At 49.4% G+C, this 11,804-nt stretch carries 10 protein-coding genes and 1 pseudogene; 4 read left to right on the forward strand and 7 right to left on the reverse strand.

The window, feature by feature from the left end; translation table 11 throughout:
• Positions 1-536: 536 nt before the first annotated feature.
• Together AC1DLM_RS21280 and AC1DLM_RS21285 are read right to left on the reverse strand one after the other, a co-directional pair.
• Entirely contained in the window at positions 537-905 is a 369-nt protein-coding gene (locus tag AC1DLM_RS21280; protein WP_441991203.1) for a DUF4180 domain-containing protein, read from the reverse strand.
• A complete protein-coding gene (locus AC1DLM_RS21285; RefSeq protein ID WP_441991204.1) occupies positions 902-1,318 on the reverse strand; it encodes a winged helix-turn-helix transcriptional regulator in 417 nt (138 codons plus the stop codon). Before AC1DLM_RS21285 ends, AC1DLM_RS21280 begins: the two co-directional genes overlap by 4 nt.
• Positions 1,319-1,455: 137 nt before the next feature.
• Between AC1DLM_RS21285 and AC1DLM_RS21290 the strand changes: the two genes are divergently transcribed.
• The 3 genes and pseudogenes from AC1DLM_RS21290 to AC1DLM_RS21300 all read left to right on the forward strand — a co-directional run.
• Positions 1,456-2,679 carry an MFS transporter gene (locus tag AC1DLM_RS21290; RefSeq protein ID WP_441991205.1) on the forward strand — a complete coding sequence of 408 codons (1,224 nt, stop codon included), beginning with the start codon at positions 1,456-1,458 and terminating at the stop codon, positions 2,677-2,679.
• Positions 2,676-3,533, forward strand: a complete 858-nt coding sequence (locus AC1DLM_RS21295; protein WP_441991206.1) for an aldo/keto reductase — start codon at positions 2,676-2,678, stop codon at positions 3,531-3,533. The genes AC1DLM_RS21290 and AC1DLM_RS21295 overlap by 4 nt, the downstream gene beginning before the upstream one ends.
• Before the next feature lie 183 nt (positions 3,534-3,716).
• Positions 3,717-5,258: pseudogene (locus AC1DLM_RS21300) on the forward strand (catalase); the annotation flags it as partial.
• 334 nt (positions 5,259-5,592) lie between these two features.
• Here the strand turns inward: AC1DLM_RS21300 and AC1DLM_RS21305 are convergent.
• Both AC1DLM_RS21305 and AC1DLM_RS21310 read right to left on the reverse strand, forming a co-directional pair.
• The gene (locus AC1DLM_RS21305) at positions 5,593-6,549 is read right to left on the reverse strand and encodes an NAD-dependent epimerase/dehydratase family protein (RefSeq protein WP_477571107.1); all 957 of its coding nucleotides are present in this window, start codon (positions 6,547-6,549) and stop codon (positions 5,593-5,595) included.
• Between the two features lie 87 nt (positions 6,550-6,636).
• Entirely contained in the window at positions 6,637-7,482 is an 846-nt protein-coding gene (locus AC1DLM_RS21310) for a MerR family transcriptional regulator (RefSeq protein ID WP_441991208.1), read from the reverse strand.
• A gap of 213 nt (positions 7,483-7,695) precedes the next feature.
• On the opposite strand from AC1DLM_RS21310, the gene AC1DLM_RS21315 reads away from it, so the two are divergent.
• On the forward strand, positions 7,696-8,049 hold the full coding sequence (locus AC1DLM_RS21315; protein WP_441991209.1) for a FlxA-like family protein: 354 nt from the start codon (positions 7,696-7,698) through the stop codon (positions 8,047-8,049).
• A gap of 431 nt (positions 8,050-8,480) precedes the next feature.
• Here the strand turns inward: AC1DLM_RS21315 and AC1DLM_RS21320 are convergent, their stop codons facing one another.
• The 3 genes from AC1DLM_RS21320 to AC1DLM_RS21330 form a co-directional block, all read right to left on the reverse strand.
• A complete protein-coding gene (locus tag AC1DLM_RS21320; RefSeq protein ID WP_441990151.1) occupies positions 8,481-9,497 on the reverse strand; it encodes an SDR family oxidoreductase in 1,017 nt (338 codons plus the stop codon).
• A 36-nt stretch (positions 9,498-9,533) separates the two neighbouring features.
• Positions 9,534-10,025 (reverse strand): SRPBCC family protein, encoded by a 492-nt coding sequence (locus tag AC1DLM_RS21325; RefSeq protein WP_441990150.1) that lies wholly within the window; start codon positions 10,023-10,025, stop codon positions 9,534-9,536.
• A gap of 170 nt (positions 10,026-10,195) precedes the next feature.
• Positions 10,196-11,584, reverse strand: coding sequence for a sugar porter family MFS transporter (locus tag AC1DLM_RS21330; RefSeq protein WP_477571139.1), 1,389 nt, complete (start codon positions 11,582-11,584; stop codon positions 10,196-10,198).
• Positions 11,585-11,804 lie beyond the last annotated feature (220 nt).

Raw genomic sequence — 11,804 nt, forward strand, 5'->3', positions numbered from 1 at the left:
AGTCCAAGCCGATATCATGAGGCCTGGAAGGCAAATAAATTAGGGGTAGTGGAGATTACCCTTTAAAAAAGGTTGAATACGAAAAATGAGAAACTGCGAGAAAGCAAGTATTCAGCAGATAGACTCCATAATTAAGGGGCCGAACCGAAATCAGCAGATTCCGCAATGAAAATACGATTAACTGGATTTTCTACAGCTAATTTTAGCATTTTGCTCTCGTCCAGCTTGAAAGCACCAAAATAGCTACATTTTTTCCAGTTAAATCGTGTTTCGGCGAAAAAACGGCGAGATTAGCTGTAGTTTTTCCAGTTATTCGTTGCCGCGGGGCGTGGAGGTTACGCTGGGGGCTGGAATGTTGATATTCGGTGCTGGTGCTGGTGCTGGTGCTGGTGCTGGTGCTGGTGCTGGTGCTGGTGCTGGTGCTGGTGCTGGTGCTGGTGCTGGTGCTGGTTGAGTATGCACTCGATCCAGTTACTTGAGTAGCTAAATTTGTTGGTATTACGTGGTACGGTCAGGTGTTGGTGTCAGCAAGGCTGCTACTTCACGCCATGCAAAGCATCCAAAGCAGTCTGCTCGTCTGCGACGAAGAAGAAGTGCTTGCCATGATTGCATTCGTAGATGAAATCGCGGAGGCTTTTGCTGTCATACTGATCGAAATTGCCGATGACTGCCATTTTCATCTGATAGTTCGTGTATTTCTGAAGAACATCGCCTGCGAGTTTCGTTTTGAGCTCAAAGAAATCCTCGGTTAAATTCCACTGATTAATAATAAACTTGTCGCAACCTGTCAGGTATCGGACGGATGCCATTAAATCTAGCGCATCTTGCTCATTGCTGATGAGAATGTCCGTGCTCTCCACGATGGCTACCTGGGAATCACCCTTCTGATTGATCGATGTATTCATGTCATTTCTACCTCTTTCTCCATAAGTTCGTCAATTAGGACCTCTTCGTCCCGTTTATTCAGTACATTTTCCTCAAGAACAACGAATTTATCTCCATATTCTTTGATGATATGCGTTTCTCCCCACATGCAGAGCGAATCCAAGATCGGTTTCAGGCTTGCCCCATACTCGCTGAGTGCATACTCCACTTTAGGCGGCACTTGGTTGTACACGATCCGATCCACGATCCCATCGTCTTCGAGCTCTCTAAGCTGTTGTGTCAGCATTTTCTGAGTGATTCTAGGCATCAATCGCTTGAGGTCACTCGTTCTCCGCTTACCATAAGTCAAATGGCAGAGAATGACGCATTTCCACTTCCCACCGATCACTTCCAGCGTGGCTTCTACCGAGATGTTGTACAGCTTTTTAGCCATCTGATGATTTCCCTCCATCCCATGCTATAGGCACTGAAAAGTACCTACCGTACTAGAAAGTACGTACTGGTCAATCCGACTATTATGTCTGATAATAGCACTTACCGGCCGGTACAAACAAGTTTGGAGTGATTGCTATGAAACAAGAAACCAAAGGAAATACACTAGCGCTGCTAGCCCTCGCGGTTAGCGCCTTCGCCATTGGCACAACCGAGTTTATCAGTGTCGGACTGCTTCCGCTCATTGCTGAAGACCTTCATATATCCATCACAGGTGCAGGGTTAACCGTTACTTTATATGCGTTAGGGGTTACTTTAGGAGCCCCCATCTTAACTTCACTAACCTCAACCGTCTCGCGCAAAACGCTGCTGCTCTGGATCATGCTCGTGTTTATCGCGGGCAATCTATTGGCCGCCACGGCAAGTGGCATCGCCGTGCTGTTGATCGCTCGCGTCATCTCTTCGCTGGCGCACGGCATCTTCATGTCGATCGGCTCAACGATCGCCGCTGATCTCGTGCCCGAGAACCGCAGAGCCAGCGCGATTGCGCTCATGTTCTCGGGGCTTACCGTCGCTACCGTGACCGGTGTGCCGATCGGTACTTATCTCGGCCAGCAGCTAGGCTGGCGGGCCGCGTTCTTCGCCATTGTCGCGGTAGGCGTGGTGGCTCTCATCGCGAACCTGATCTTGGTGTCCGCCAATTTGCGTAAAGGCACACGAACACGGTTAGGCACACAGCTGAAGCTGGTTACGAATGGACGCCTGCTGCTCGCCTTTTCCATCACAGCCTTAGGTTACGGCGGCACGTTCGTGGTGTTCACGTATTTATCTCCGTTGTTACATGAGATTACAGGATTTGCAGAACATACAGTAGCGTTAATCTTACTCCTGTACGGGGTTGCCATTGCGATTGGCAATATCATTGGAGGTCGCGCCGCGAACCGTAATGCAAGCAAAGCCTTGCTCATCATGTTTCTTTTACAATCCCTCGTGCTGTTTCTCTTTATGTTTACAGCGCCATTTAAAGCTGCTGGTTTAATCACCATATTTTTCATGGGATTACTCGCATTCATGAATGTACCTGGCTTACAAATTTATGTCGTTCAGCTCGCTGAGCGTTTCGCCCCAGAAGCCAAAGATGTCGCATCTGCCTTCAACATTGCAGCTTTCAACGCTGGTATTGCCGGGGGAGCATTCCTTGGTGGCATCATTACCGATTCCATCGGGCTCATTCATACCACTTGGGTTGGCGGGGTGATGGTTTTCGGTGCCGTGCTACTCACCTTCTGGAGCCGCAAGCTCGAAAAATCTGATCAACCGGAACGATTACAACCAACCATTTTAGGAGGAATACCACAATGACTACCACAACGAATCGTGCAAACCTTCAATCCACAATCACACTGCACAATGATGTAAAAATGCCTTGGCTTGGGCTTGGCGTCTTTAAAGTCGAAGACGGACCCGAGGTCGTTCAGGCTGTAAAATCCGCTATGCAAGTTGGTTACCGCAGCATCGATACCGCGGCCATTTACGGCAATGAAAGCAGCGTGGGACAGGGGATTCGTGAAGGCATGGAAGAGCTTGGTCTAACAAGAGATCAACTTTTCGTAACTTCAAAAGTATGGAATGCCGATCTCGGGTATGAAGCTACTATTGCTGCTTATGAGGCTAGCTTAGCGAAGTTAGGCTTGGACTATCTTGACCTGTACCTCATTCACTGGCCTGTTCAAGGCAAATATGTAGAGGCGTGGAGAGCGCTAGAGACGCTCTATAAGGAAGGGCGCGTTAAAGCAATTGGCGTGAGTAACTTCCAAATTCATCATTTGGAAGATGTGATCCGCACAGGGTCAATTAAACCAATGGTTAACCAAGTGGAGCTTCATCCCCTTTTAGCTCAAACGGACGTACACGACTTCTGCAAGGAGCATGGCATCCAGTTGGAAGCTTGGTCTCCGCTCATGCAGGGTCAGCTTTTAGAGAATCCTGTGCTCAGCGAGATCGCTGCTAAACATGGTAAATCCATCGCGCAAGTCATTCTACGTTGGGATTTCCAACGCGGCATCGTAACGATTCCGAAATCAACTAAAGCGCATCGAATTCTTGAAAATGGATCCATCTTCGATTTCGCGTTAACGAAACAGGATATGAACGCTATTAATGGGATGAATCAGAATGCACGTGTCGGTCCAGATCCGGACAATTTTGATTTTTAATATTTGGATACCGGCCAGAAAGCCCTTGCCTTCTTTCCCTGAAAAGAGTGGGAGGGCTTTCTGGCAAGGAATAATTTCCCTCATCTTGGTAAAAGTTACTCCTAACACCCAATAGGAGGCTGCTCAACACCCATGAACAAGGACCAAACAGGCAATAACGAACAAAACAATCCAACCAATATGACCCTAACGAACCGCCAAGGCCATCCGATTTCGGATAACCAGAACATCCGCACGATTGGCAATCGCGGGCCGTCGACGCTCGAAAATTACCATTACATCGAGAAGATTTCCCATTTTGATCGGGAGCGAATTCCAGAACGTGTGGTGCATGCGCGCGGCGCTGGGGCTCACGGGTATTTCGAGTCGTATGGAACGGTCGGCGACGAGCCGGTCTCTACGTATACGCGTGCTAAACTTTTTCAGGAGAAGGGGAAGCATACCCCTGTTTTTGTTCGGTTTTCGACCGTGGTACACGGCACGTACTCGCCAGAAACCTTACGGGATCCGCGCGGCTTCGCGACGAAATTTTATACCGAAGATGGCAACTGGGACTTAGTCGGCAATAATTTGAAAATCTTTTTCATCCGCGATCCTTTGAAATTCCCTGATATGGTGCATGCGTTCAAGCCCGATCCGGTCACGAACCTGCAGAACCCCGAGAAAATGTTCGACTTCGTCTCCAATTCGCCAGAAGCGACGCATATGATCACCTTCCTCTTCTCCCCATGGGGTATTCCGGCCAACTATCGGCAAATGCAGGGTTCAGGCGTCAACACGTACAAGTGGGTGAACCAGAACGGCGATGCGGTGCTCGTGAAATACCACTGGGAACCGCTGAAGCAAGGGATGAAGAATCTGAAACAGTCCGAGGCCGAGGCGATTCAAGGTAAAAACATTAGCCATGCCACGCAGGATTTATACGAAGCCATTGCGAAGGGTGACTATCCGGAGTGGGAGCTGTGTGTGCAGATTCTGAGCGACGACGAGCACCCTGAGCTCGATTTCGATCCGCTCGATCCGACGAAGTTATGGGATCATGAGAAGATTCCTTTTCGGAAAGTAGGCAAAATGGTGCTGGATCGCAATCCGGAGAACTATTTTGCTGAGGTCGAGCAGGCTGCTTTCGGAACGGGGGTACTCGTCGATGGCCTCGATTTCTCGGACGATAAGCTGCTGCAGGGGCGAACATTCTCCTACTCGGATACACAGCGTTATCGCGTGGGAACGAATTATTTGCAGCTGCCGATCAATGCGCCGAAGTTGCCTGTGGCCACGAACCAGCGGGATGGGCAGATGACACTGATGGTGGACAAAGCTCCCGGGCAAAATCCACATGTCAATTACGAGCCCTCCTCGCTCGGCGGGTTGCAGGAAGCTGCGCCTTCGGGCAAAGAGCACCAGCCGATGTATAATGACCGGCTAGTTCGCGAGAAGATTAGCCGCACGAATGATTTTGGGCAGGCGGGCGATACGTACCGCAAGTTCGAGGATTGGGAACGCGATGAGTTGATCGCGAATTTGGTCGATGCTTTGAAGATCTGTAAGCCGGTCATCCAGGCGAACATGATCAGCTATTTCGAGCAAGCCGATCCGGATTACGGACGGCGTGTGTCTGAAGGGCTCGCTCAAGCGAAGATTGAGCAAGAGCACTTAGGATCAGCCGCTGCGAAGGCTGGAGCTGAATTGGCGGAGAACGCTGGGCAGCGGACGGACGGGTATTAGGAAGGAAAGGCACCCTGGATGGGTGCCTTTTTGGGGTTTGGGGGCGGTTTTCGCGTGCTGTACGCGAGAAAACCATCGCTACAGCGGCGACGGACGCTACATGCTAGAGGTGAAACGGAACGTGGTTCCGCTATCGGTCAGAATTGCTCAAAAAACCACACAAAACGCAGAAATAGCGAACTGACGTTCCGCAACTTTCAGAAAATGCTCAAATATCTCGAAATAGGGGAACTACGTTCCGTATCTCTCAGTGAGGCTCTAACATCAGCCATTTCATGGACAGATAATAGACATGGAACTGGATCATATGCAACCCCGTTTGGTAGGGTCCATGCTAACGAGCCCGCTGTTCCTGCATCATTTCCTTATACCACTGCACGGTATGCCTGATGGCTTCCACATGCGGAGTCGTCGTTTGCGGGCCAAAAGCAGCTTCAAATTTGCTGTGATCCAGGATGAAGGGATGCTCAAACTCGTATAAGACTTCCTTGAGTTCCCTCAGCATTGGATGGAAAAGACCGATCATCGTCACCATCGGACGGGATAATGTACTTATTTTACTTGTCGAGCCTAGCTCATCGAAAATCAGCCCTAACATCTCTCGGGTTGTGTGCGTCTTCGCACTTGGTAGATGCCAGACTTCACCCAGAGCACGATCCTCTTGACCGAGTGTCACAAGTCCTCTCGCAAAGTCATCAATATACGTATAGGTATGTGGCATATCCAGATTACCCAGCAAACCTACAGGCTTGCCTCTCAAGGCGAAGCTAAAAACTCGCTCTCCCAGCGAGGACTGTTTCACACCTGGGCCATAGAAGTCCGAGGCGCGGCCAATCGCCACGCGGACCCTCCCCGATTGATGCGCAAGCAGCAATTCCTCCGCCATCTGGGCGCGTGTTAGCCCTTTTTTGCCAGTAGCTAGATGTGGTAGGTCCTCCGTAAGAGGTTGATTCGGTTGGCCATACATGTACAGATTGTCACCGTAGATCAGTTTCGCACCTGCAGCAGCAGCACCCGCCATAATCCCTCGGGTAAGGCCGGGAAATTGGGTCGGCCATTTCGTATAGCCTGGATGAGCACAGTGATAGACCACAGCAGCATCCTTGCACATCGCTACCGCATCAGCAAGTTGGGAAGCATCMCMTTTGGCCACTTCCACCGCTGCCGTCTCGGACAATCTCCCGCTGCGATTTACCATGCGTATACGCTCGACCCCGCGCCGCTTTAATTCCCGCATGACTGCCATCCCGAGTGGCCCCGTTCCAACAATCACATGTACTTGATTACTCATTCATCATGCCCCCTCGTTTTCGATACCCTAACGATATTGTCTACCGTAACGAGAGAGTCAAGAGATGTTTAGAAAATAGTTGGCAGCCTATTGGGATATAGGCACTTGAAGCTCCACAACTACATGGTTGTAATCTTCAAGATGGTTTTCTCTTCCGAATAGGTGCAGCTCGCGAACCGGACCGGTTTGTGCATAGCCATTAACCCCGAGCCATGTAAAAAGCGCTAGAATCCCCTCTCCAACACCCATGAAAGGCCCTTTGTAAATAAGGCTTGCTACCATGGGCTCAGCTGGAATTTCATATACGGTGATGGGGCCAGTTGGGCGTAGGTGGGCTAATGAATCGAAACTAAACCCCACTTCAATGTCGAAATTCTCCTCAATAAACTCTGTCATATGATACAGAACGTACTCCTGTTGCATAGTGTCGATCGATGCACAGCCCCCCAGCCCTTCCTCAAGCTCCTCAAACATCTGACAGCGGTAGACGGGCATATCCTGTAGGCGTGGTACGATTCGGCGAAGCCCAGCCATATAAAGAGCTGGTACCTGCTTAATCCCAACCTCATAGGCAGGCTTCTCACCAAGTCGTTCTAGTTGATGCAATCTAGACTCGATACGCGCCATTTGTTGTGTTGCTTCCTCTATTTGATTCGCTAGTTCCGCTTTCTTCTTGTGCATCATCTGCTTCATGTCGTCCATTGTGAGTGCTTGATCGATCATCGTCGCGATCTCATCTAACGAGAACCCCGTCTCCTTCAGCACCACGATATGATGAATTCGAGTGAGCTGTTCATACGTGTAATACCGATAGCTTGTCGCGATGTCGATATAAGCAGGCTTTAGTAAGCCGCGTTCATCATAATGTCGCAGAGTGCGTATGGTCACCTGTGCGATTTTGGAAAAGAGTCCGATTCTAATCAAATTCGACATTGCTATCCGCCTTTCAAACACATATCCTTATATATCCATTATACGGATTCCACTTCGAATAAGGTGAGCAAGTTTCTGCTTGCCTCTCTCGATCTCCAATTTTAAGCAAATCCTCAGTGAGCCTTCAGCGTTTCCTCAATTTGGCATGTCATAATCGCCTATGGGCTTTTCAACATGTCCAAATTGAAGCTAGAAAGGTGAGCTAAGATCACCATGTCGATTTCCATTTCATCAACCACGTCCAGTAGCAGCACGTACTCCTTCACCTCCAGCTCTACGGACTCAGCTGCCCTTGAGAAACAAAAAGCCAAGCTGCAAACCGAACTAACGAAGGAACAGCAGAGCAAGGATGAGCAGAAGACGAAAGAGCGCAAAGTGCAGCTCATCCAGCAACAGATCCAGCAAATTGATCAGCAAATCGCGCAGACGAGCTCGAAATCCAGCAGCGGTAGCTCTAGTCAACACGATTCCGGCACTAGGAACTCGAACGACCCTTCCGGCCTGAGCAACGCTGCCAGTAAGAAAGTGAACACGAATCCCAACGGCACGTTGGATATTCTGGTTTAAGCCAAAAAAAGGGACTGTACTTTGAGAAGTACGTCCCTTTTTGTATACAGCAGCCTCCTTGAACCCATCCTTGCTGGCATCCTTCGGCCGAACAATAAGATTAACTGTAATTTATACAGCTAATTTCAACTCTTATTCGTCTTTCAGTAAAATAACTGGAAATTCTCCATCTAATTTCAAGAATTCGAGAGGAAATTGATGAAAACGGATGATTTAACTACATTTTTTTCCATCTAATCGTTGATTTCGGAAGAATTCGCAAGATTTAACTGTATGTTTTCCATTTAGTCGGGTGGGAGCGGTGGGCAGATGCAGCGAACGGTGGGCGGGAAATCACGTGAAGTGTGATTTCCTAGGCGCACATATTGGGTAAGCATCGCTGACCCAAACCCCATAACATATAAAAAGGCACCCTCAGGGTGCCTCTTCTTTTACCCGAGAATCGCTTTCTTCGCCGACTCTAACGCTCCAATTACCTTGTCGCACCATGCATCGAATTCCGGATCTTCCCGCTGCAGCTCAGGATTAGCCAAGATATTCGCGATCGTCCGCTTCATACCTTGATCAAATCGCGTTGTAGCCACGAATTCAGGCACGAGCCGCTTCAACTTCGTGTTGTCGAAAACAACGGAGTTCGCCTTATCGCCAAGCAAGCCTCCACGATAGTCCTGAGCGCTGCAAGCATCCAGGAACTCAGACGCCACATGCACCGCGTGAAGTTTCACGCCGAGCGCATCAGCGATGGCTTCATAGATCTGATTCCACGTCAATGACTCATCCGATGTGATATGGACAGATTCCCCAATTGCATGGAGATTGCCCATGAGACCGATGAAGCCTTTGGCAAAATCGCTGTTGTGCGTCATCGTCCACAAAGACGTTCCGTCACCGTGAATGATCACGGGCTTATTGTCCAGCATGCGCTTGGCTACCTGCCAGCTCCCCTTCGTACCATGTACACCAAGAGGGATGGAGCGCTCATCATACGTATGGCTCGGCCGAATAATTGTGATCGGGAAGCCTTGCTCCCGGTATTGTTTAACTAAATACTCTTCACAGGCGATTTTATTTCTGGAGTATGCCCATAAGGGGTTGGATAATGGCGTTCCTTCCGTGATCCGATAATCGGATAAAGGTGTCTGATACGCGGAAGCCGAGCTGATGAAGATGAATTGCTTTGTTTTGCCTTGGAAAAGTCGGTAATCCCGCTCCAACTGGGACGGCTCGAACGCGATAAAATCCGCGACCACATCGAACGATAAGTCCGCGATCAGCTTCGCCACACGCTCCTCGTCGTTAATGTCCGCCTGCAGGATATGCGCACCTTCTGGCAAGTCCGCATTGCGCGTGCCTCGGTTCAACAAATATAGCTCACAACCTGTGGCTAGCAGTTGTTTCGTAATCGCCGAGCTGATGGTCCCCGTGCCGCCAATAAATAATGCCTTCATGATTTCGCCTCCGTTATCCCCATATCTATGTATGCATTACGCCTGATTCGTCAGAACTGCGTCTGTCAGCTGCTTATATTTCACATACCAGCCATTCCACATATCCTTACGTGCGGCAATCGTTCTACCCTCTAGTAACGCCTCAATCACATCTAAACACACGTGCCACCCAGCCAAATCTCTTGGCGTGTGTTCCGTTATTTGATGTAAGTACTCACTGAACACGAGATGACATCCATCGTCTGACTCTGCATGAAGCTCGAAACGAACACGATCCTTATCCCATGTAAAAGCCAACACCTGGTCTTGGCTAAACCCCAGAATGTCCATAGGAATAACCGTCCCGTCAGGCATATTGAACTTTATCATGCCGCCTTCACGGAGTTCACCTACCTCTAATTCGGGAAACCACTGCGTGAGCTTGTCATTTTCCGTCAACCATGACCAGACTTCCTTCACATCATGCTGCCAATGACGCTCATAACGTGCCACATATCCACCTTGAGCGGGTTGAAGATCAGCTATCATACGATGCCTCCTCTATTTTGTCCGATTAGCAAGTACATCCAATTGTCCTAGCTTCATCTTACCTGTAGATACGGGTTTAAATCAAGAAATAGCGACGAGTGTGGGGGAGGTTCCTTCGCATACATAGCAAAAAAGCCGAGTTTAGGGCCCCGGCCTTTCTGATCATGCTTTTAAGCTTTTTTCGCGGACCAAAGGGACTCGATTTCTTCCAGAGATCTGCCCTTCGTTTCAGGCACAACGCGCATGGTGAAGACGAACGTCACCAAGGAAAGGATGCCAAAGATCCAGAAGGTTATCGCAGGACCAGCAGAGCTAAGCAGTGGAGGGAACGTCTGCGAGACCACATAATCTGCGATCCACAGCGCCATCGAAGCGATAGCTGTTGCTTTGCCGCGAATACGATTCGGGAAAATTTCGGACATGATCACCCATACAACAGGCCCTAAGGACACCGCAAAGGAAGCTACATAAAGTAGGATAAAGACGAGTACAAGATTACCTGATGTGTGACCCGTGTGGAACGCAATACCAATCACCGCCAAGCAGATCGTCATGGAAGCCGAACCGACCAGCAGCAGCACCTTCCGGCCCACTTTATCGATGAGCCATATCGCAAGGATCGTGAAGAGAAAGTTGATTAATCCGACTAGAATTGTCTGCGTCAGCGCAGCATTCGTCCCTGTACCCGTTTGTTTGAAAATCTCAGGCGCGTAGTACATAACGGCATTGATGCCCGTCACTTGCTGGAGAATGGCCAAGCCCACACCGACGATTAACGCAAGCCGCAGCGCTGGGCTGAACAGTTGGCGAATGGAACCATTTTCTTGTTTAAAAGATTCCTTGATCTCCATCACTTCTTTTTTGGCCAGTTCTTCCCCATGAATGCGCAGCAGGATCGGAAGTGACTCGGCAGCTCTTCCTTGCTTGATCAACCATCTTGGGCTTTCGGGTACGAAGAATAGCAGCGCTAAGAACACTAAGCCAGGGAATGCCCCAAAACCAAACATCCAACGCCAACCCGACGCAATATTCCAAGCCTCATCGGAATGATTCGCAATGCTGGTATTGATGAAATAAACGAGGAAAATCCCTGTTACCGTAGCAAATTGGTTCAATGCGACCAGTCGGCCGCGATATTTTGCAGGTGCGATCTCCGCGTTATACAGCGGGCAAAGCGTTGAGGTGATCCCAATGCCGAGTCCGCCAATGATACGCGCAATAATATACCCCGTGAATGTATCCGGGATCGCAGATCCAATGGAGCCAATAATGAATAGCAGCGCCGCTGCAATGAGCACCTTTTTCCGACCGAAACGATCACTCAGGACGCCGGATGCTGCTGCACCCACGATGCACCCAATAATTAAGCTGGAAACCGCCCAGCCTACCTCTACTTCGCTAAGCGTAAAGCGTTCTTTCATGAAACCAACCGCTCCCGATACAACAGCCGTATCGAAGCCAAACAGAAGCCCGCCGAGCGCAGCAACGATGGAGACAAGCGTGACGAATTTTATGCTAACTTGTTGATTTGAATTGTCTATGTGTACACTCACAATGATGTTCCCTCCTGACGTCTGCCGCATCTTCATGCGAGTCTTTAATCTTACATTTTGTGTGAAGCGAGACTCATTATAGCATGGGTTTTCTGACAGCTGGGGAACCATTCCCTGCACTAATTTGTGATATACCAGCATAAAAATAATCCGTCGCAAACTCACGCCTCTCCCCGGCCTCCGGCTAGCACAATATTGTCCGGAAATAGCAAAATAGTCCTTGCCC

The sequence above is a fragment of the Paenibacillus sp. 01T442 genome (assembly GCF_056398345.1).

What these genes read in the sequence shown, in the direction of transcription:
- AC1DLM_RS21280 (WP_441991203.1), bottom strand. Translation starts at nt 905, where the DNA reads ATGAATACATCGATCAATCAGAAGGGTGATTCCCAGGTAGCCATCGTG.
- AC1DLM_RS21285 (WP_441991204.1), bottom strand. Translation starts at nt 1,318, where the DNA reads ATGGCTAAAAAGCTGTACAACATCTCGGTAGAAGCCACGCTGGAAGTG.
- AC1DLM_RS21290 (WP_441991205.1), top strand. Translation starts at nt 1,456, where the DNA reads ATGAAACAAGAAACCAAAGGAAATACACTAGCGCTGCTAGCCCTCGCG.
- AC1DLM_RS21295 (WP_441991206.1), top strand. Translation starts at nt 2,676, where the DNA reads ATGACTACCACAACGAATCGTGCAAACCTTCAATCCACAATCACACTG.
- AC1DLM_RS21310 (WP_441991208.1), bottom strand. Translation starts at nt 7,482, where the DNA reads ATGTCGAATTTGATTAGAATCGGACTCTTTTCCAAAATCGCACAGGTG.
- AC1DLM_RS21315 (WP_441991209.1), top strand. Translation starts at nt 7,696, where the DNA reads ATGTCGATTTCCATTTCATCAACCACGTCCAGTAGCAGCACGTACTCC.
- AC1DLM_RS21320 (WP_441990151.1), bottom strand. Translation starts at nt 9,497, where the DNA reads ATGAAGGCATTATTTATTGGCGGCACGGGGACCATCAGCTCGGCGATT.
- AC1DLM_RS21325 (WP_441990150.1), bottom strand. Translation starts at nt 10,025, where the DNA reads ATGATAGCTGATCTTCAACCCGCTCAAGGTGGATATGTGGCACGTTAT.